Here is a 19,418-nt window from a genome sequence, read left to right as displayed (position 1 = left end):
GCCGAGCGGTCCCCTCTGCCGCTTGAGGAGCGGGGCGCGTAGCCAGGGGCAGGGTGGGGGGCTTTTGAATCGCTTCAGCGCCGCGAAATGTTTAGAACCTGCAGCTCGCTGAAGGCCTCATGACCGCGTTGCCCGCCTTCGTAGCCGAGCCCGCTCCACTTGTGTCCGCCCTTGGGCGCGCCGGGCTGGATGTGGCCGTGCTGGTTGACCCAGGCCAGGCCCGCCTCCAGCCGCCCGGCGATGGCTTCGCCGCGCGCCAGGTCGCGGGTCCATACCGAGGCGCCGAGGCCATAGTGGCTGGCGTTGGCCTGGGCGATGGCGTCCTCCTCGTCGCGGAACGGGATCAGCGGCAGCACCGGGCCGAACTGCTCCTCATCCACCAGCGCGACGCCGGCCGCCACGCCGCTGACCAGGGTCGGCGGGTAGAAATAACCGGGGCCATCGGGCCGCACGCCGCCGCTGTGGATGCGCGCACCATGAGCCTTGGCGTCTTCCACCAGGGTGATCACCCGTTCCAGTTGCTGCGCGTTGGTCAGCGGCCCCAGTTCCGTCTGCGGATCGAGCCCGTGGCCGAGGCGGGTGCGCTGGGCGCGCTCGGCGAGTTTCGCCAGCAGGGGTTCGAGCAGGCTTTCATGCACGTACAGGCGCTTGATTGCGAAGCACACCTGGCCGCTGTTCCAGAAAGCGCCCCAGAACAGCGGTTCGACGATGGCGTCGAGGTCGGCGTCTTCCAGCACCAGCGCGGGATCGTTGCCGCCCAGCTCCAGGGTCAGGCGCTTGAGGTCGTCCGCTGCACCGGCATACAGGCGCTTGCCGGTGGCGACGCTGCCGGTGAAGGTCACGTGGCTCACTCGCGGATGACGTACCAGGTGTTCGCCGACCTCGCCTGCACCGGCGATCACGTTGAACACGCCAGCGGGGAACACATCGCCGAGCAGTCGCGCCAGCAGCAGGGTGGACAGCGGAGTGTGCTCCGAGGGCTTGGCCACCACGCTGTTGCCAGCGTGCAGGGCGGGCGCGATCTTCAGTACCAGCAGGATCAGCGGAACGTTCCACGGCGTGATCGCGGCGACCACGCCGAGGGGCTTGCGGGTGATGCGCACCAGGCGTTCGCCGTCGTCGCGCAACGGGGTGTCGGCGGGTAGCTCCAGCTGCGCGTGGTGCTCGAAAGTGGCGGCGACGCCAGCCACTTCCTCCAGTGTCGAGCGCAGTGGGCGACCCTGTTCGCGGGTGATCAGCTCGGCCAGCGCCTGGGCATTCTCGCGTACTCGTTCGGCGGCTCGGGCCAGGCTCTGGCGGCGGACGTCGAGATCGCCGGCCCAGGCCGGGAAGGCGCGGTGTGCGGCGTCCACCGCCGCGTCGACCTGTGCCAGGCTGGCACGGGCGGCCTCGCCGACGATTTCTTCGCTGGCTGGGTCGATCACCCGGTCGTAGTGCTCAGCCGCCTGCAGGCGACCATCGATCAGCAGTTCATAGCGCGACATGGCGAGTTCCTCAGGCACCGCCCAGGATGGCGTCGGCGATTTTCTCGGCGAGCATCAGGGTCGGCAGGTTGGTGTTGGCGGTGGGGATCACCGGGATGATCGAAGCGTCGGCAACGCGCAGGCCTTCAACGCCGTGGACGCGACCGGCGCTGTCGACCACAGCCTGCGGGTCATCGGCAGCGCCGATACGGCAGGTGCCGCTGGGGTGCCAGACGCCGCCGATGTGCCGGCGCAGGTAGGCTTCCAGCGCCGCGTCGTCGGCCAGCAGGGTTTCCAGCTTCGGCCCGCCCGGTTGCGGCACGGCGAAGGGGGTGAGCGCCAGTTGCAGCTCGTAGCGCGCCAGGACCGGGTGCTTGAACAGGCGCTGGATGGTGCGCAGTGCCACACGTGCGCGTTGCAGGTCGCGAGGGTCGGCGAGCAGGTTGAAATCGACCTGCGGTGGGCTTGCCGGGTCGCGGTCACGCAGGGTCAGGCGGCCACTGGAGCTGGGCTTGTTGATCCAGAACAGCGCGTGAGCGACGCCGCGCTCGGCGTCCGCGCCGATGGCCAGGTAGAGGTCCGAGGGCGTGTCCGGATCGACGCCCGAGGAGACCCGGATACCCAGTTGGTGCGAGGTGCCGGGCCGCGCCAGCACCGCGTCCGAGCGCGCGGCATCGCCCAGGGTGGCGAGGGTACCCAGCGAGCTGTGCTCCCACAGGTTGCCGCCGACGCCGGGGCGGTCGGCGATCACCTCGATGCCCAGCTCCTGCAACTGGCTGGTCGGGCCGATGCCGCTACGCAGCAGGAAGGCCGGCGATTGCAGCGCTCCGGCGGCAAGGATGACTTCGCCAGCTTCCACCGCAATGAGCTCTCCGTTGCGTTGCAGCTCGACGCCGGTGATGCGCGTGCCATCGCGCAGCAGGCCGAGCACCGGGTTGTCGGTCCACAGCGTCAGGTTGGGCCGCGCGCGCACCTGTTCGTCCAGGTAGCCACGGGCGGCGGACACGCGCTGGCCGTGCTCCAGGTTCACCGCCGGGGCGAAGTAGCCGTCGTCGAACACGCCGTTCTGGTCGCCGATGTCGCGCAGGGCTTCGGCTTGCAGCGCCGAGACCACGGAGTGGGTGAAGGGTGTCCAGTCGCGGGTGGAGACGCGGCTGATCGGGATTGGCCCGTCATGCCCGTGCAGTGGTCCGGCGTAATCGGTGTCGCGTTCGAGCTTGCGGAAGTACGGCAGCACGTCGTCCCAGCCCCAGCCTTCGGCACCCAGCGCTGCCCACTGGTCGTAGTCGCGCGGCAGGCCACGGTTGGCCACCAGCACGTTGACGCTGGAGCCGCCGCCAAGCACGCGGGCTTGTTCGAGGTAGCGCTCGGGGCGCTCGACGCCTTCGGGCTGCGCGCCGTGGCGGACGCTCAGGTCCGGCCAGAAATAGCGCTCGCGCAGTTCCAGGCGCAGGCGGAAGGGGTTGTGGCCGTCGAGGATTTCCGCCGGCGTGGTGTGGGGTGGAGTGTCCGGGCCGGCTTCGATGAGCAGGACGCGGCGTTGCGGGTCGGCGCTGAGGCGGCTGGCAAGCACGCTGCCGGCGCTGCCGCCGCCGACGATGATGTGGTCGTAGCGAGGAGTGGTCATGTCGCCTCCCGGCCCGGCGCTCCCGCACCGGGCGCGTGCAGGGTGATCAGAAGCCGACGGAGATGCCGGCGACCAGGGCGCGCGGTGCGCCCTTGTAGTACTTCGGCGCGCCGTAGAAGTCGCCGTCGGCCGGGTCGGCGGAGACCGTCCCCGAGTTCACGCCCGACAGGTAGTGCTTGTCGAAGACGTTGTTGAGGTTGAGCGTCAGGGTGGTTTCCTTCAGCGCGCTGCCCAGGTCCTTGAGGCGGTAGCCCAGGTTGGCGTCGAACACGGTGTAGCCGCCGATCTTCTCGTTGTTCGCCAGGTCGCCGTAGAAGCTGCCGGTGTGGCGGCCGAGGAAGTTGGCGTAGAAGGTCTGGTTGTCGTAGCCGATGCCGGCGCTGAACAGGTTGCGCGGGGTGTCATAGAGCTGGTTGCCCCTGGTGTCGAGGCTGGCGCCGCCGGCGCTGTAGTCGTCGTCCTGGGTGGAGCGCAGGTAGGTCCAGGAGGCGAAGTAGTTGAAGTTCGCCGGCAGCAGGCCGTTGAGCGACAGCTCCAGGCCCTTGGTGGTGACGTCGCCGGCGTTGAAGTAGGAGGTGACGCCGGAGACTTCCTCGAACGCCGCCTGGCGATCCTTGAACTTGTCGTAGAACAGCGCCGCGCTGAGCAGCAGGTCATCGGTGCTGTAGCGCCAGCCGATTTCCTGGTTCCAGGTGACTTCCGGCTTCTGCTTGTCGCCGCCGTTGGCCTGCCCGTAGACCGAGGCCACCGCCGGAGTGCGCATGTTCGAGGTGGTGTTGTAGTAGAGCTGCTGCTGCGGGTCGAGCTGGTAGCTCAGGCTCAGGCTGGGCAGGAAGCGGTTGTAGTCGGCGCTGTCGCCGAAGCCGCTGAGGCGGTCGTCACCCTTGTTCTGCGTGTGCTGCCAGGCCAGGCCGCCGGTGAGGACGAGCTGCGAGGTGATGTCCCAGGTGTCCTGCACCCAGAGCTTCTGGGTGGTGATCTCGTTGCGCTGATCGGTGAAGTAGATGGCGTTGCCGTTGCCGTCGTGCAGCTTGTGGCTGCCGTCGATGCCGGCGGGCTTGCCGTTGCCCTTGATCTCGACCACCGGGAACTGGTTGCGGGCGTGGGTGTAGTCGGTCCACAGGCCCAGTTGCAGGGTGTGGTCGTCGTTGACCAGGAAATCCAGGGTGTTGGTGGAGCCGATGCGGTACTGCGTCGGGTAGACGCTGAGCGCGCCGGTTACCAGCGGGTCGATGCTGTCGCCGTCGCCATTGAGGTCGGCGTTGACCTTGTTCTCGTTGACCGGCACCACGGCTACGGCGGCGGTGCCGTCGGTGACGCGGACGAAGTACGGGTCGACCTTCAGCTGTACCTTGTCGGAGAGGTTGAACAGGCCGTTGAGCGCGTAGGTCTGGATCTTGAAGTCGGCGCGCGAGGCCGCCGCGCTCTGGCCGGGCACGGTGACGTCGGGCACGCCGTTGGTGCCGTTGCCCTTGGTCGGGTAAATGTCGCGCGGGTAGCCCTGGTCGTACTTGTTGGCGCGGTACTCGGCGAGCGTCGGGTGGTTGTAGCTGTTGGTGCGCATCAGGAAGCTGGAGAAGAGGCCGTTGATGCGGTTGCCGTCCCACTCGTACTGCAGGTTGCCTTCGTAGCGGTTGGAGGACAGCTCGCCGCCGCTGTTGTCCCACAGGTCGGCGGTGGTGCGCGAGGCCGAGAGCCAGGCGGAGAAGCCGTTCACCTCGCCGGTGTTCACCCGCGCGAAGGTACGGAACAGGCTATCGCTGCCGACGTTCTGCTTGACCAGCAGGCCGCTTTCCCTGGTCGGCGCCACGGACTTGATCAGCACGCTGCCGCCGCTGGCGGTGAGGGTTGGCGCGTTGATCGAGGAGGAGCCGTAGAGCACCGACACCGACTCGTAGTTTTCCGGGTCGCCCATGAAGTCGGCATGGGGCGTGAGGAACTGCGGATCGTTGAGCGGGATGCCGTCGCGGACGAAGCCGATCTGGTCCTGGGAGAAGCCGCGGATGTTCAATCCGCCTTCGGTGATGCCGCTGTTGTCACCGCCGCTGACGTGCACGCCGGGCAGGTATTTGAGGGCGCCGGTGACGGCACTGTCGAGGCCGACGAACTTTTCCAGCTGGGATTTGCTGAGGGTGCCCCTGGAGACTGGGGCGACTTCCTTGCGGGCATCGCCGACCTGGGTTTCCTGGCTTTGTCCCTGGACGGTCACGGTACTCAGGGTGATATTTCCGGCGCTATTGGATTCGTCGGAAAGTGCAACTTCAGTGTTGAATAAAAGGGCGCTGGATAATGCAATGGCCAGCGGTTTCAATCGAAAATCTCTTGCATGCTTCATGGCAGTCGCTCGGGGCTTTTAATAATTTACCCATTAGCCTGAGCAAGCTCTGTGCCATGCGATTTAGAGCGGTTTAGTGCGAATTCAAGGTGTTTCTCTGCTGTTGCTGCAGCAACTGCGTTTACAGTGGTGCTGGGGCAGCTACTTGTTATGAACAGTTGCTCCTGGAAGTTTGCCGAAAAAATAATAAAGCCCCGAGAGCGGGGCTTTATTATTTTCATTGGTGTCAGGAATGTCAGGGCTGGCTGGCGACGGTTTTCACCTGCTCTTTCCAGAATCCTTCGAGCTGCTGATTCTTCAATCCCTGCTCGACGAACTTCGGTTCCAGCAGGTCGTCCACCTTCACCTCGTTGCGGATCAGTTTCGCCTTCAGGCTGTAGGCGATGCCGTCGGTGTAGTGCTGGCGCAGGGCATCGTCGTACAGCGGGGAGAAGTGCGCTGGCCACGGCTCGCCGGCGACTTCGCGTTGCAGCACGCTCAGCGGTACGCCGGAGCGTGATTGCGCTTGCTGGTACGCCGCCTGGTTGGCGTCCTGGGACACCCACCAGGCGGCCTTCAGGTAGGCGTCCACCACCAGTTGGGTGAGGTCCGGATGATCCTTGACGAAGTCCCGCGCGCCCCACACTTCGGCGCGCATCTTCCAGTCCGCCGGGGCTTCCTTGCTCGACCAGATGACGTGGCCGACCTGCTTGTCCTCCAGCAGGAAGGCGTCGCTGAGGGTGAAGAAGGCGTCCACCCGCCCGGCGCTCAGTGCGGCGGCGCCGGCCTGCGGGTTGAGGTTGAAGATGCGGAAGTCCTCGAAGCCCAGGTGGTTGGCTTCCAGCAACTTGGCGAACGACAGCTCCCAGGGGCGGCCACGGTGCAGGGCGATGCGCTTGCCCTTGAGGTCGGCGATGGATTTCGCCGTGGAGCCTGGCGGCACCACGAGGTAGACGTTGTTGCCGATGCCGCCGGGGACGATCAGCTGGGTCTGCACGCCCGAAGCGTTGGCGATGATCGACGGCAGGTCGCCGTAGAAGGCGAAGTCGATGCGCTTGTTGGCGAACTCCTCGTTGACGAAGGTGCCCACCGAGCCGGTGGCTGCGGGCACCCACTCCAGCTTGATGTTGCGCTGGGCCAGTTGCTGCTCCAGCCACTTGTCGCGGTCGATGACGTAGGCCGGGCCGTTGAAGGTGATCTGCCCGGCGTTGGCGTAGGCCACCGTGGCGATGCGCAGGGTGCTGGGCTGCTCGGCGGCCAGCGCGTGGCCCGCGAGCAGCATGGCGGCCGCCGGCAGCAGGCGGCGGAACGTGCGATGGATCAGGGACATGGCAGTTACCTCGCTCAGAAGTCGGTGGTGACCGAGACGCCGAAGGTGCGCGGATCACCGAACATCACCGCGGCGGTCTGGTAGCCGCCCGGCAGGGTGTGGTTGCGGTATTCCTTGTCGGTCAGGTTGTTCACGTAGGCGGTGACGCGGGTGGTTTCGCCCGGCAGCTCGTAGGTCACCCGCGCGTTACCCAGGGTGTAGCCGCCGCTGCGCATGTTGGCGCTCTGGTCGTTGGTGAAGAAGTACTGGCGGCTGCGGGTGTTCCAGTCGGTACCGAGGATCACCGCGCCGCCGACGTTCAGCGGGATGCGGTAGTCGGCGCCGATCACCGCCGAGACGCTGGGCGCGCGGACGAAGTGGTTGCCGGAGTAGTCGTCGGTGCCCGAGGTGTAGTCGGTGAACTCGGTGTGCAGCAGGCCCAGGCCGAAGTTGACGTGGAGGTTCTGCACCGGGATGGCTTCGAGCTCGAACTCGGCGCCATAGGCCTCGCCCTGGGCGCCGTTGGCCAGGCGCGAGACGGTCTGGTTGTTCACCGCGGTGACGATGTTGAGCTGAATGTCCTTGTAGTCGTAGTAGAAGACGCTGGCGTTGGCGTTCAGGCGGCCATCGAACCATTCCGACTTCAGGCCCAGCTCGTAGGAGGTGAGGTATTCCGGATCGACCTTGGCCACGGTGGCCTGGCTGGTGACGCCGGCGTTGTAGCCGCCGGAACGGAAGCCGCGGGCATAGCGGAAGTAGGCGCGGGCATTGTCGGAGATCCGGTATTCGGGCGTCAGGTCCCAGCTGTAGTCGCTCCAGGTGTTGCTCTCGTCCTGGGTGGCGTTGACGATCAGCGGCGAGTCGACGTTGCCCGGCTGCCACCAGTGGCCGTCGCCGAAGCTCGCCGCGCCGCGGTTGACCAGGCGCTCCAGGTCGATGTCCTTGGTTTCGCGGGTCCAGCGCAGACCGGCGGTGAGGCTGAAGTCGTCGGTGAAGTTGTAGGTGGTGCTGCCGAAGATCGCGTAGCTCTCGGTCTTCTGGTCGTAGCTGACGTTGTTGTAGTAGCTGGGCACGTAGACGTTGGGCAGCGCCGCGTTGGCGTTCTTCGACTCCAGGTCCTCGTTGAAGTAGTGGAAGCCCAGCACCCAGTTCAGCCGGTCGCTGCGCGGCGAGGCCAGGCGCAGTTCCTGCGACCATTGCTGGCTGTCGGCATAGCTGTAGCTGCGCTGCAGTTCCAGCGGGGTGTTGTCGCTGTCGGTCCAGCCGTCGCGGGTGAAGTGCTCGAAGGCGGTGATGGAGGTCAGCTCCAGGTCGCCCAGTTGCCAGACCAGGTTGAGGTTGCTGCCGGCCTGGTCGATCTCGGCCTGGTACTTGGCGTTGAAGTTGGCCTTGCCCAGTTCCGGGTCGATGGAGTAACCGAACTGGTTGGTGCCGTTGGGCCGGGTGCCGTAGCTCACCGTGTTGTAGCTGGCGGTGTCGTGGTAGTGACGAGCGTGGACGTTGAGGTTGGCGTCGAGGTTGTCATTCACCCGCGCGGCCAGTTGCAGGCGCACGGCGTCGTCTTCCAGCGCGCCCTGGTCGTTGCCGTCGTTCCTGTTCTCGGTGTAGCCGTCGCGGCCCTGGTGGTGGAAGGACACGCGCCCGGCCAGTTTGTCGTCCACCAGCGCGTCACTCACCGCGCCTTCGACGATGCGGTTGGCGTAGTTGCCCATGTCGACCTTGAAGTAGCCCTCGGGGCTGAAGGTCGGCTTGCGCGAAATGAAGTTGATCGCGCCGCCCGTGGTGTTCTTGCCCCACAGCGTGCCTTGCGGGCCACGCAGCACTTCCACGCGCTCCTGGTCGAACAGCGGGAAGCCGGTGGCGCTGATGTTGGCGATGTACACGTCGTCGACATAGATGCCGATCGGGCTGACCGTGTTGGCGCCCTGGTCACCGGTGCCCAACCCGCGAATCCACCAGCGCGGGCGGCCATGGCCATCGGTGGTGCCAGCGGAGGCGTTGGGGGTGTAGCGGGTGACCTCGTTGGCCGATTGCAGCGAGGCGTCGCGGATCTTCTCGCCGCTGAGCACGGTGATCGGCGCCGGTACTTCCTGTACCGACTCTTCGCGCTTCTGCGCGGTCACCACCACCTTGCCGAGGGTCGGCGCGGCGCTGGTTTCTTCCTGGCTCTGGGTGTCGCCGTCGGCTGCATGCGCGCCGAGGCTGGCGAGTCCCAGGACGACGGCGAGGGAAAGGGTATTGCGTTTGAACATGGTGTCCCCAGGGGGCGGCGAAAGGACGGCTGGCTCTGTGGTGCTCGGTCGTCGCCGCAAGGCATCAAGCTGTTATTGCGTTGCTCTTGTGCTGGCTCACGCGTGAAAAAGGCCGGTTGGCTTGAAGGGGACATCGCAACTTCCGTACCGCTTCCTGCTGGTCGATTAACTCTCTGATAAATATGGGTTTTACCATCGGCTTGCGGGCGCTGTGCTGCTGGGGCAGCAGCCAATGCTGGGGCGTCGCTGCCTGAGCAGCAGCGCGGCAGCAGACCCCTCGAGGCTTTCGTCGCAGTGCCGCTGGAACGCAATGTGCAGCTGTTAAGCTGTGTCCTTGAAAGCCCTGGAGTTGGTAATGAATACGCTCTTGCCGGAGCAGTCCGTGCAACGATTTCCGCACAACCCGCGTGGCCGCGACTTCGTGGTGGGGGATGTGCACGGTCATTTCGAATTGCTCGAGCGCCTGCTCGGACAGGTCGGGTTCGACCCCGCCGCTGATCGCCTGTTCGCCGCTGGCGACCTGGTGGATCGCGGGCCCTATTCCCCGCAAGTGCTCGACTGGCTGGCCAAGCCCTGGTTCGCTTCGGTGCGCGGCAATCACGAGCAGTTGGTCATCGATATCGTGCTGGCGGGGGACGATCGCGACCTGCACCTGCGCAACGGCGGTGCCTGGCTGTACAAGCTCACACCGCTCACCCGCGAGCGCATTGCCCGCCGTCTGCAACAGTTACCGCTGGCGATCGAAGTGGAACTGGGCGATGGCCGTCGCGCCGGCATCGTGCACGCCGAGGTGCCGATCACGCCGGCGTTCCCTGACTGGGACAGCGGTGTGGCGGCGCTGGCCGGTGAGCTTGGCGAAGATGCCCGTCAACGCGCCGCCGCCATCGTGATGTGGGCGCGCACGCGGATCGAGAAGGAAGACGCCACGCCCATCGCCGGGCTGGAGCGCCTGTATGTCGGCCATACCGCGCAAAGCGCCGTGCGCCCGCTGGGCAACACTCACTACATCGACACGGGCAGCGGCTACGCCGACGGCTGCCTGAGCATCGTCGACATGCACAGTGGCGCGGTGGCTACGGCGGCCGCGCGCTGAGCGACCGCCGGGACGCTCACTCGCCGCGGATGTACTGTTCCAGTTGCTGGATCAGTTCGGCCTGTTCGGCGATGGCCGCCTTGACCAGGTCGCCGATGGACAGCAGCCCGAGCAGCTCGCCGTTCTCCACCACCGGCAGGTGGCGCAGGTGGCGCTCGGTCATGATGCCCATGCACTTGTCGACGTTCAGGTGGGTGTCCACGGTAATCACCGGGGCGGTCATCACCGCGCTGATCGGCGTGTCCTCCGAGTTGCGCCCCTTGAGCGCCAGGCGCCGGGCGTAATCGCGCTCACTGAAGAAGCCGACCAGCTGGTTGGCCTCCACCACCGGCAGGCCACCGAGGTTCTTTTCCGCCATCAGGCGCAATGCATCGATCACCAGCGCATCCGGGGCGATGGTGTAAACCTGCTGGTCCGCCTTGGCGTTCAACAGCTGAGCCACAGTCTTCATTCCTACCCCCTGTTCGTCGTCTCACGGCGCAGCGCCCGTGGTTCATAGAGAATCGTGGACGAATCGCGATCCGGCAAGGCCGGAAAGCGCCGTCCGCCGTCACGCGAGCGTCATCCGCCCGCGGCGCGACTTATACTGTGATTCCCTTCCCTGTTTCCCCCCACGAAAGACCGGCCATGACTGACGACGACCTCGACCTCCACGAGCCCGAACACGACCACCTGCTGGACCTCGATGACGACCTCGACGGCCTGCTCGAGGAGGATGCGGCATTCTTCGAGGATCAGCCTGACGATCACCAGGCCGATGACGAGGAAGCGGAGGAGTATCAGCCGGGCCTGGATGACGAGGACTGGTAAGCGGGCTGACCTTCGGACGATACCCGGGCGTCATGATTGGCTGGCAGAATGCCGGCAGACAATAAAGAGAAAGCACCATGCGCAACGTCACGCTCGCCCTGGCCGTTTCCCTGATCTGCGGATGCTCTTCGGACGTCCGCCGGGATGAGCGCACCGCGCCCATCTCGCTTTACCGCGACACTCGCCACGTGATGGTGGTGAATTTCCAGCCCGACGCCAGCGTGGCGGCCAACCCGCGCTGGGGTGCGCTGAAGGCCAGTTGGCGCGAGGCGCTGCGTGACGAGGCGGGTTCGGCGGACTACCAGCTCACCGAGCAGGAGGGCGAGCCGCGCGCCACCGACACCCTGTCGACCCTGGTGGTCATCGAGGTTGGCGCCGGACATGGCGCCAACAACCGCACGAGCAACGATGGCGAAGAATGGATCGCCTCCACCGTGCGCTATCACGATGGCCTCACCGGCCAGCTACTCGCCTCGCGCCGTTACGAAAGCGAAGCCGACGGCGACCTGTTCACCTCCATGGGCTCGTCGGAAGTCAGTGCGGTGTCGGAACAGATCGTCGACGAGATCACCAGCGCCCTGCTGGTCGCCCGCCCGTCACGCAGCCTGCCGGCGCCGCTGCCCGCTACCACCCCGGCGCAACCGCCCGAGGCCCTCCCGCAGCCGGTTTCGCCGACCGCGGCGGAAACTGTCGCCCATGTCTCCCGGCCGCTGACCAAGGAGCAGCGCTTGATGGAGTTGCAGCAGCGCAACCTGCCGTACGAGGAATACCGCGACGAATACCAGCGGATCATGGGGCGCTGAGCGCCCCTGCGCTGTCGCGTGAACATTCGGGGTTGCTAGAACCAGCCGCCGCTCGACAGCTCCTGCTCGCAGCTCTTGTACTGGGCGCCGTACAGCGAGGCGCGAGCCTGGACCTTCTGTGACGTTGCCTTCAGCCATGGCTTGGCGTCGTAGCTGCGATTGCGATAGCCGCCCCAGCCCTCGTGGTAGTTCAGGTACTGGGCGTAGGCATCCCACTTGGAGACGCGATTCACGCTGTAGGTCTTGTTCATGTACCAGCCCATGAAGTCCAGCGCATCGGCGAAATCATCGCGGTCGGCGCCCCAGCCTCCCGCTTCCTTCTTGTAGTCCGCCCACGTCTCGTCCTTGGCCTGGGCATAGCCGTAGGCGGTACTGACCCGGCCCCAGGGAATGAAGCCGAGGAAGTAGTAACGGGGTGGCAGGGCGTCGTGCCTGAAGGAGGACTCCTGGTACATCATCGCCATCGGCACCTGGATCGTCCCGCCCCAGCGCTTCTGCATCTTCAGCGCCGCATCGTGCCATTTCGGCTTCTCGCGAAAGATCTCGCAGAGGTTTTCCGGGTGCGCCGGCGGCTTGGTGGCGCACCCGGCAAGGGTCAGCAGCAGGGCTGGCAGCAGGAGCCGGAGCATGGGCGGTGAGTCCTTTTCTCGCGCGTTGGCAGCAGGCTTATACAACCTTGGGTGGTGAAGTTGAATCGTCGCCTGTCGAGGATGATCCTCGAACTTGCGCCTGCCGCCACGATAGCGGTGCTGAAGCTCGCGCTGCGTTGCCGGTAGAAACTGAAAAGCCCGCTCAGGGCGGGCTTTTTCAGGCAGTTTCGCAGGCAGCATGAAGCAGTTCGAAACAACATAGATGGCGCACCAGGCGGGATTCGAACCCACGACCCCTGCCTTCGGAGGGCAGTACTCTATCCAGCTGAGCTACTGGTGCGTATGCCGCGGCTGGCGCGGCAGGCGGCAATCATACGCATCTCCCGTGCGGGCGTCCAATGCAGGTACGCTCGTTCATGATATCGAACGAAAACAGCCGCTTGTCGGTAGAAGTGCTCCGAAAACCCGCTGCAACCTGATACCTTCGTTGGTTTTGTCGAACGAGCTATTGCCCTTTGCAGTCGAGGGCCCTAGGATTCGTTTGAGATTTCAAACGCCTCCCCATCACAACAACAGGAGACCGGAGAATTGGCATCACACCAGCCGGCCATCAGCCTGCGGGATGACAGTCTTCCGTTGCACCCACCGCATGTCCCTTGTGACAGGTCTCCGTGCGGCTTCCGTCGATCAGCGTACCGGAAGGTTGTAGGGCAGTCGTACTCCTGGGCAGAGCCCGGGAATCTGTGCGTGAACGAGTTCAACCAGACCGGGCAATGACCCCGGCCTGCGTTTTTTCGTGTCCGCATGCCGAGCGAACTAAGAGCCGTTCGCCGGGCGTCGCCTCCGTGCAGGGGCGGCATTCGCCTCCGGCGCCGATACGGGTCGGTCGGGGCGAATGAACGGCAGAGACTGCGGTCTCTCCCATCCAGACAACAAGGCAGGCGGGACTCCAAGCAGACCCGCCGTCCACAGGCTTTCCTCGAAAGGAGACAGGTCATGCAACTCAATGATGCCAAGCTGTTCCGCCAACAGGCTTACATTGACGGTTCCTGGGTCGACGCCGATAACGGCAAGACCATCAACGTGAACAACCCGGCTACCAACGAGATCATCGGCACCGTGCCGAAGATGGGTGCCGACGAAACCCGTCGCGCCATCGAAGCCGCCGACAAGGCCCTGCCGGCCTGGCGTGCACTGACCGCCAAGGAGCGCGCCAACAAGCTGCGCAAGTGGTTCGACCTGATGATCGCCAACCAGGACGACCTGGCTCGCCTGATGACCATCGAGCAGGGCAAGCCGCTGGCCGAAGCCAAGGGCGAAATCGCCTACGCTGCTTCCTTCCTCGAGTGGTTCGGCGAAGAAGCCAAGCGCATCTACGGCGACACCATTCCGGGCCACCAGCCCGACAAGCGCATCATCGTGATCAAGCAGCCGATCGGCGTGACCGCGGCTATCACCCCGTGGAACTTCCCGTCCGCGATGATCACCCGTAAAGCCGGCCCGGCCCTGGCCGCTGGCTGCACCATGGTGCTCAAGCCTGCTTCGCAGACTCCGTACTCCGCCCTGGCCCTGGCCGAGCTGGCCGAGCGCGCCGGCATTCCGAAAGGCGTGTTCAGCGTGGTTACCGGCAGCGCCGGCGAAGTCGGCGGCGAGCTGACCAGCAACCCGATCGTGCGCAAGCTGACCTTCACCGGCTCCACCGAGATCGGTCGCCAGCTGATGGCCGAATGCGCCAAGGACATCAAGAAAGTGTCCCTGGAACTGGGCGGCAACGCTCCGTTCATCGTGTTCGACGATGCCGACCTGGACGCCGCTGTCGAAGGCGCGCTGATCTCCAAGTACCGCAACAACGGCCAGACCTGCGTCTGCGCCAACCGCCTGTACGTTCAGGACGGCGTGTACGACGCCTTCGTCGAGAAGCTGAAGGCCGCCGTGGCCAAGCTGAACATCGGCAACGGCCTGGAGCAGGGCGTCACCACCGGCCCGCTGATCGATTCCAAGGCCGTCGCCAAGGTCGAAGAGCACATCGCCGACGCCGTTTCCAAGGGCGCCAAAGTCCTCACTGGCGGCAAGCCGCACAGCCTGGGTGGCACCTTCTTCGAGCCGACCATCCTGGTCGACGTGCCGAAGAGCGCCCTGGTGTCCAAGGACGAAACCTTCGGCCCGCTGGCGCCGGTGTTCCGCTTCAAGGACGAGGCTGAAGTCATCGCCATGTCCAACGACACCGAGTTCGGCCTGGCTTCGTACTTCTACGCCCGCGACCTGGCCCGCGTATTCCGCGTCGCCGAGCAGCTGGAGTACGGCATGGTGGGTATCAACACCGGCCTGATCTCCAACGAAGTCGCACCGTTCGGCGGCATCAAGGCCTCGGGCCTGGGCCGTGAAGGTTCGAAGTACGGCATCGAGGACTACCTCGAAGTCAAATACCTCTGCCTCGGCGGTATCTGATCCGTTTTTTCCGTGGGCGCGAGGTGGCAGGCAAGAGCTGACAGCCACCTTCGCGTCGGCGTTTTCCGGTGGTAGCACCGGACAACCCGTCTGGCGGGCCGCAAGTTCCACGACAGTCGATCATCGTATGCTGTCGCGTGAGGCTTCTCCCCGCTTTCATCCTTTGATCCGGTCGCCCGATGAGCGGCCACTGAGGAAGCTATGAGCAAAACCAACGAATCCCTGCTGCAACGTCGTCAGGCCGCCGTACCGCGCGGTGTAGGCCAGATCCACCCGGTTGTCGCCGAGCGCGCCGAGAACTCCACCGTGTGGGACGTCGAAGGTCGTGAGTACATCGACTTCGCCGGCGGCATTGCCGTACTGAACACCGGTCACCTGCACCCGAAAGTGATCGCTGCCGTTCAGGAGCAACTGACCAAGCTGTCCCACACCTGCTTCCAGGTGCTGGCGTACGAGCCCTACATCGAGCTGGCCGAAGAAATCGCCAAGCGCGTTCCGGGCAACTTCCCGAAGAAGACCCTGCTGGTCACCTCCGGCTCCGAAGCCGTTGAGAACGCTGTCAAGATCGCCCGTGCCGCCACCGGCCGCGCTGGCGTGATCGCCTTCACCGGCGCTTACCACGGCCGTACCATGATGACCCTGGGCCTGACCGGCAAGGTCGTTCCGTACTCCGCTGGCATGGGCCTGATGCCGGGCGGCATCTTCCGCGCCCTGGCTCCGTGCGAACTGCACGGCGTGAGCGAAGACGAGTCGATCGCCAGCATCGAACGCATCTTCAAGAACGACGCTCAGCCGCGCGACATCGCTGCCATCATCATCGAGCCGGTTCAGGGCGAGGGTGGCTTCTACGTCAACTCCAAGGCCTTCATGCAGCGCCTGCGCGCCCTGTGCGACGAGCACGGCATCCTGCTGATCGCTGACGAAGTGCAGACCGGCGCTGGCCGTACCGGCACCTTCTTTGCCACCGAGCAGCTGGGCATCGTCCCGGACCTGACCACCTTCGCCAAATCCGTTGGCGGCGGCTTCCCGATCTCCGGCGTTGCTGGCAAGGCCGAGATCATGGACGCCATCGCTCCGGGCGGCCTGGGCGGCACCTACGCCGGTAGCCCGATCGCTTGCGCCGCGGCCCTGGCCGTGCTGAAAGTGTTCGACGAAGAGAAGCTGCTGGACCGTTCGCAAGCCGTTGGCGAGCGCCTGAAGACTGGCCTGCGCGACATCCAGGCCAAGCACAAGGTAATCGGCGACGTTCGCGGCCTGGGTTCGATGATCGCCATCGAGCTGTTCGAAGGCGGCGATCACAACAAGCCGGCCGCTGAACTGGTCAGCAAGATCGTGGTGCGTGCCCGTGAGAAAGGTCTGATCCTGCTCTCCTGCGGTACCTACTACAACGTGATCCGCTTCCTGATGCCGGTAACCATCCCGGACGCGCAGCTGGACAAAGGCCTGGCCATCCTGGCCGAGTGCTTCGACGAACTGGCCTGAGCCTCATCACTCTAGCCGTTCAGGAGAAAGGCCCGCGCAAGCGGGCCTTTCTTTTTGTGCGTCTTTTTTTGTGAGAATTGTCTTCCGAAGTTGATGGCGCGCATGGGAAGCCTGAGGGCTTTGGACTACGCTGCGCAGTATCCGTAGGCCGTTGGCCGGCGGCATCCGAAGGACCGGGCACTCGGCAGGGAAGGCTCTGGATCGGTTGTTTCCGCCCGCGACGGCATTCGTCCCGAACGAGGTGTGATCCATGAGCGTTTCTCCCGGCGTGCTGGTGGCTGCCAGCGATCCCTGGAGCCGCGAGCTGCTTGGCCAACTGGTGCTGAGCGTACGCTGCGATGCGAACGTCGAATTCTGCGAAGACGGCGACACGGCCATCGAGGCCTGCCGCCGCCATCCCTTCGCCCTGATCCTGGCCGAGCGCGAACTGCCCGGCAGTGACGGGCTGGAGCTGCTGCGCCATGTGCGCATGCGCCGCCGCGGGCCGGTCGCCCAACCTTTCATCCTGATCAGCTCCAAGGCCGATGCCGCCAGTGTGCGCGCTGCCCTGCCGCTGGCGCCCACGGCCTACCTGGTCAAACCCTTCAATGCCGAGAACCTGCGCGAGCGCCTGCGCTCATTGCTGCTGGCGCCGGGCGAGAACGTCGTCTGCGAGTTGCCAACCCTGGAGCAGAGCCTGTCGCTGGAGCGCTTCCTGCAGACCGAACGCGATGCCACCGAGGGCGCACCGCTGATGGGGGAGGTCGGTGCAGCGGTGAATCGCTGCATGGAAGCCAGCGATATCAACCTGGAAATGCTCGAGCAGGAGTTCGGTCACGATCCACAGATCACTGCGTGCCTGATCTCCGCCGCCAACAGTGCTGCACGGCACGTCGGCATGCCCTGCCAGACGCTGATGCAGGCATTGTCGCGGCTGGGTGTGGCGCAGGCATTGAACCTGATGCTGGCGGTCGCCCTGCAGCGCGCAGCCACCCTCAATGATCCGCTGCTCAAGGAGCGTGCCGAGCGCTTCTGGGAGCTTTCCCGACATACCGCCGACGCGGCCTTTGCCCTGGCCGAGTCGCTGGGGGCAGACGCCGACCGCTGCTTCACCGCTGGTTTGTTGCATTGCCTGGGCGACCTCGCGCTGCTGCGCAGCCTGCAGGACTGGCACAGCGCCGGCGGCGAGCTGGGCGAGGCGGATGTGGATAAGGCCTTGAAGGCGCACGGTGCGAGCTTTGGCTCCGCCTTGCGCACCCGCTGGCGCCTGCCGCTGGAGCTGCGCAACCTGATCGCCGCGGCCTATGCCATCGACAACGGCGTGTTCAGCCGCGAGGCGTTGATCGTCAACCTGGCTTCCAGCGCGGCACGCCTGCCGGAAAACGACTTGCCGGCCCTGACCGAGCACAAGGCCGCGCGCATGTTGCGGCTGACGCCGGCGCAGCTGGGCTTTCTAGGTCGGACCTAGCGCTCGCCAGAAGGCCAGCGCCAGCACAGTGATCAGCACCAGCGCGCCAACAAGTTGCACCAGCCAGTCGGCTCCACGGAAATCGTCGGGAAATGCCGGCCCGCGCGGTCGCCTGCCCAGTGTGATCAGGCGCAGGAAGAGCCAGCCGAGCAGATAGCTGAAGCGGTTGAAGAGGGCGTCAAGCAGACCTTCGAGCAGAAACTCGAAGCCCAGTAGCAGAAGGCGGAGCAGGCGCCCCAGCAGGGCGGTGGAGAGATCGTCGAGCATGGGAATCCTTTCCCCTCGATCGGCCGCGCCGGGCGGCGCGGCTGATGGCTGTTAACGCGAAGCCAGCAGTTCCTTGCCGCGCACGACAGCAGCGCGAACCTGGTTCGGTGCAGTGCCGCCGATATGGTCGCGGGCGTTCACCGAGCCTTCCAGGGTCAGCACGGCGAACACATCGTCGTCGATCTGGTCGCTGAACTGGCGCAGTTCGTCCAGGCTCATCTCGGCGAGGTCCTTGCCGCTGTCCACGCCGTACTTCACGGCGTGGCCGACGATCTCGTGGCAGTCGCGGAACGGCAGGCCACGGCGCACCAGGTAGTCGGCGAGGTCGGTGGCGGTGGAGAAGCCGCGGCGGGCAGCTTCACGCATGATCTCGCGCTTGGGCTTGATCGCCGGAACCATGTCGGCGAAGGCGCGCAGGCTGTCGCGCAGGGTGTCGGCGGCGTCGAACAGCGGTTCCTTGTCTTCCTGGTTGTCCTTGTTGTACGCCAGCGGCTGGCCCTTCATCAGGGTCAGCAGGCCGGCAAGGTGGCCGAACACGCGGCCGGACTTGCCGCGCACCAGCTCCGGTACGTCCGGGTTCTTCTTCTGCGGCATGATCGAGGAGCCGGTGCAGAAACGGTCGGGCAGGTCGATGAACTGGAACTGGGCGCTGGTCCAGAGCACCAGCTCTTCGGAGAAGCGCGACAGGTGCATCATCGCCACGGCGGCAGCGGCGCAGAATTCGATGGCGAAGTCGCGGTCGGAGACGCCGTCCAGCGAGTTGCCGGAGATGGCTTCGAAGCCCAGCAGTTCGCAGGTGATGCTCCGGTCGATGGGGTAGGTGGTGCCGGCCAGCGCAGCGCTGCCCAGGGGCATGCGGTTGGCGCGCTTGCGGCAGTCCACCAGACGCTCGTAGTCGCGGCTGAGCATCTCGAACCAGGCCAGCAGGTGGTGGCCGAAGGTCACCGGCTGGGCGGTCTGCAGGTGGGTGAAGCCGGGCATGATGGTGTCGGCTTCGGCATCCGCGAGGCCCAGCAGGCCCTGTTGCAGGCGGGTGATCTCGGCGAGGATCAGGTCGATCTCGTCACGCAGCCACAGGCGGATGTCGGTGGCCACCTGGTCGTTGCGCGAGCGGCCGGTGTGCAGCTTCTTGCCAGTGATGCCGATGCGGTCGGTCAGGCGTGCTTCGATGTTCATGTGCACGTCTTCGAGGTCGACGCGCCAGTCGAAGGTGCCGGCTTCGATCTCGCTCTGGATCTGCTTCAGGCCATCGATGATGGTGTCGCGCTCGGCGTCGGTCAGCACGCCGACCTTGGCCAGCATGGTCGCGTGGGCCATGGAACCCATGATGTCGTGGCGGTAGAGGCGCTTGTCGAAGTCGACGGAAGCGGTGAAGCGGGCGACAAAGGCATCGACGGGCTCGCTGAAGCGGCCGCCCCAGGACTGGTTGGTCTTCTCTACGCTCATGGATCTCTCTCGCTGAAACGGGCAGGCGCGGCGCGCAGCCTGCATGAAGGGCAAAGTGCGACGATAA

At 65.5% G+C, this 19,418-nt stretch carries 15 protein-coding genes and 1 tRNA gene; 6 read left to right on the top strand and 10 right to left on the bottom strand.

Features of this window, described 5'->3' with window-relative positions; all coding sequences use genetic code 11:
- Positions 1 to 74: 74 nt before the first annotated feature.
- The 5 genes from L6D89_RS25615 to L6D89_RS25595 all read right to left on the bottom strand — a co-directional run bounded on the left by L6D89_RS25615 (position 75) and on the right by L6D89_RS25595 (position 8,965).
- Positions 75 to 1,484, bottom strand: coding sequence for an aldehyde dehydrogenase family protein (locus L6D89_RS25615; protein WP_236201557.1), 1,410 nt, complete (start codon positions 1,482 to 1,484; stop codon positions 75 to 77).
- A 10-nt stretch (positions 1,485 to 1,494) separates the two neighbouring features.
- Positions 1,495 to 3,090, bottom strand: a complete 1,596-nt coding sequence (locus tag L6D89_RS25610; protein WP_236201556.1) for a GMC family oxidoreductase — start codon at positions 3,088 to 3,090, stop codon at positions 1,495 to 1,497.
- Between the two features lie 46 nt (positions 3,091 to 3,136).
- Complete coding sequence (locus L6D89_RS25605; RefSeq protein ID WP_236201555.1) at positions 3,137 to 5,299, bottom strand: TonB-dependent receptor family protein; 2,163 nt, start codon at positions 5,297 to 5,299, stop codon at positions 3,137 to 3,139.
- A gap of 361 nt (positions 5,300 to 5,660) precedes the next feature.
- Positions 5,661 to 6,734 (bottom strand): ABC transporter substrate-binding protein, encoded by a 1,074-nt coding sequence (locus tag L6D89_RS25600; protein WP_236201554.1) that lies wholly within the window; start codon positions 6,732 to 6,734, stop codon positions 5,661 to 5,663.
- A 14-nt stretch (positions 6,735 to 6,748) separates the two neighbouring features.
- The gene (locus L6D89_RS25595) at positions 6,749 to 8,965 is read right to left on the bottom strand and encodes a TonB-dependent receptor (protein WP_236201553.1); all 2,217 of its coding nucleotides are present in this window, start codon (positions 8,963 to 8,965) and stop codon (positions 6,749 to 6,751) included.
- Positions 8,966 to 9,320: 355 nt separating this feature from the next.
- Here L6D89_RS25595 and L6D89_RS25590 point away from each other — a divergent pair, with 355 nt between their 5' ends.
- A complete protein-coding gene (locus L6D89_RS25590) occupies positions 9,321 to 10,058 on the top strand; it encodes a metallophosphoesterase (protein ID WP_236201552.1) in 738 nt (245 codons plus the stop codon).
- A gap of 16 nt (positions 10,059 to 10,074) precedes the next feature.
- Here L6D89_RS25590 and L6D89_RS25585 read toward each other — a convergent pair whose 3' ends face one another.
- Complete coding sequence (locus L6D89_RS25585) at positions 10,075 to 10,509, bottom strand: CBS domain-containing protein (protein WP_081518744.1); 435 nt, start codon at positions 10,507 to 10,509, stop codon at positions 10,075 to 10,077.
- Positions 10,510 to 10,685: 176 nt separating this feature from the next.
- Here L6D89_RS25585 and L6D89_RS25580 point away from each other — a divergent pair, with 176 nt between their 5' ends.
- Both L6D89_RS25580 and L6D89_RS25575 read left to right on the top strand, forming a co-directional pair.
- Complete coding sequence (locus tag L6D89_RS25580; RefSeq protein ID WP_236172101.1) at positions 10,686 to 10,868, top strand: hypothetical protein; 183 nt, start codon at positions 10,686 to 10,688, stop codon at positions 10,866 to 10,868.
- Between the two features lie 77 nt (positions 10,869 to 10,945).
- Positions 10,946 to 11,671, top strand: coding sequence for a hypothetical protein (locus L6D89_RS25575; RefSeq protein WP_236172099.1), 726 nt, complete (start codon positions 10,946 to 10,948; stop codon positions 11,669 to 11,671).
- A 35-nt stretch (positions 11,672 to 11,706) separates the two neighbouring features.
- On the opposite strand, the gene L6D89_RS25570 is transcribed toward L6D89_RS25575, so the two are convergent.
- Together L6D89_RS25570 and L6D89_RS25565 are read right to left on the bottom strand one after the other, a co-directional pair.
- Positions 11,707 to 12,300 (bottom strand): transglycosylase SLT domain-containing protein, encoded by a 594-nt coding sequence (locus tag L6D89_RS25570; RefSeq protein WP_236172097.1) that lies wholly within the window; start codon positions 12,298 to 12,300, stop codon positions 11,707 to 11,709.
- A 224-nt stretch (positions 12,301 to 12,524) separates the two neighbouring features.
- Positions 12,525 to 12,601: transfer RNA gene (locus L6D89_RS25565), tRNA-Arg, on the bottom strand.
- A gap of 656 nt (positions 12,602 to 13,257) precedes the next feature.
- On the opposite strand from L6D89_RS25565, the gene gabD reads away from it, so the two are divergent.
- The 3 genes from gabD to L6D89_RS25550 all read left to right on the top strand — a co-directional run bounded on the left by gabD (position 13,258) and on the right by L6D89_RS25550 (position 17,638).
- Positions 13,258 to 14,709: an NADP-dependent succinate-semialdehyde dehydrogenase gene (gabD, locus tag L6D89_RS25560; RefSeq protein WP_054910195.1), complete on the top strand. Its 1,452-nt coding sequence runs from the start codon at positions 13,258 to 13,260 to the stop codon at positions 14,707 to 14,709.
- A gap of 201 nt (positions 14,710 to 14,910) precedes the next feature.
- The gene (gene gabT / locus L6D89_RS25555; protein ID WP_024766390.1) at positions 14,911 to 16,191 is read left to right on the top strand and encodes a 4-aminobutyrate--2-oxoglutarate transaminase; all 1,281 of its coding nucleotides are present in this window, start codon (positions 14,911 to 14,913) and stop codon (positions 16,189 to 16,191) included.
- A 250-nt stretch (positions 16,192 to 16,441) separates the two neighbouring features.
- Positions 16,442 to 17,638 carry an HDOD domain-containing protein gene (locus L6D89_RS25550; protein WP_236201551.1) on the top strand — a complete coding sequence of 399 codons (1,197 nt, stop codon included), beginning with the start codon at positions 16,442 to 16,444 and terminating at the stop codon, positions 17,636 to 17,638.
- Here the strand turns inward: L6D89_RS25550 and L6D89_RS25545 are convergent.
- Complete coding sequence (locus tag L6D89_RS25545; protein WP_236201550.1) at positions 17,624 to 17,905, bottom strand: hypothetical protein; 282 nt, start codon at positions 17,903 to 17,905, stop codon at positions 17,624 to 17,626. The genes L6D89_RS25550 and L6D89_RS25545 overlap by 15 nt on opposite strands.
- A 51-nt stretch (positions 17,906 to 17,956) precedes the next feature.
- Positions 17,957 to 19,351, bottom strand: a complete 1,395-nt coding sequence (gene argH / locus L6D89_RS25540; protein ID WP_236201549.1) for an argininosuccinate lyase — start codon at positions 19,349 to 19,351, stop codon at positions 17,957 to 17,959.
- Positions 19,352 to 19,418: the final 67 nt, after the last annotated feature.

The sequence above is a fragment of the Pseudomonas pseudonitroreducens genome, assembly GCF_021603645.1.
In the GTDB taxonomy this organism is placed as follows: Bacteria; Pseudomonadota; Gammaproteobacteria; order Pseudomonadales; family Pseudomonadaceae; genus Pseudomonas; species Pseudomonas pseudonitroreducens.
Note: the sequence above shows the minus strand (reverse complement) of the source record. Positions and strands in the feature narration are given on the sequence as shown.

Coding starts and splice junctions, on each gene's coding strand:
- L6D89_RS25580 (WP_236172101.1), top strand. CDS start 10,686: ATGACTGACGACGACCTCGACCTCCACGAGCCCGAACACGACCACCTG.
- L6D89_RS25590 (WP_236201552.1), top strand. CDS start 9,321: ATGAATACGCTCTTGCCGGAGCAGTCCGTGCAACGATTTCCGCACAAC.
- L6D89_RS25545 (WP_236201550.1), bottom strand. CDS start 17,905: ATGCTCGACGATCTCTCCACCGCCCTGCTGGGGCGCCTGCTCCGCCTT.
- L6D89_RS25585 (WP_081518744.1), bottom strand. CDS start 10,509: ATGAAGACTGTGGCTCAGCTGTTGAACGCCAAGGCGGACCAGCAGGTT.
- L6D89_RS25600 (WP_236201554.1), bottom strand. CDS start 6,734: ATGTCCCTGATCCATCGCACGTTCCGCCGCCTGCTGCCGGCGGCCGCC.
- gabT (WP_024766390.1), top strand. CDS start 14,911: ATGAGCAAAACCAACGAATCCCTGCTGCAACGTCGTCAGGCCGCCGTA.
- gabD (WP_054910195.1), top strand. CDS start 13,258: ATGCAACTCAATGATGCCAAGCTGTTCCGCCAACAGGCTTACATTGAC.
- L6D89_RS25570 (WP_236172097.1), bottom strand. CDS start 12,300: ATGCTCCGGCTCCTGCTGCCAGCCCTGCTGCTGACCCTTGCCGGGTGC.
- argH (WP_236201549.1), bottom strand. CDS start 19,351: ATGAGCGTAGAGAAGACCAACCAGTCCTGGGGCGGCCGCTTCAGCGAG.
- L6D89_RS25575 (WP_236172099.1), top strand. CDS start 10,946: ATGCGCAACGTCACGCTCGCCCTGGCCGTTTCCCTGATCTGCGGATGC.
- L6D89_RS25615 (WP_236201557.1), bottom strand. CDS start 1,484: ATGTCGCGCTATGAACTGCTGATCGATGGTCGCCTGCAGGCGGCTGAG.
- L6D89_RS25550 (WP_236201551.1), top strand. CDS start 16,442: ATGAGCGTTTCTCCCGGCGTGCTGGTGGCTGCCAGCGATCCCTGGAGC.
- L6D89_RS25595 (WP_236201553.1), bottom strand. CDS start 8,965: ATGTTCAAACGCAATACCCTTTCCCTCGCCGTCGTCCTGGGACTCGCC.
- L6D89_RS25610 (WP_236201556.1), bottom strand. CDS start 3,090: ATGACCACTCCTCGCTACGACCACATCATCGTCGGCGGCGGCAGCGCC.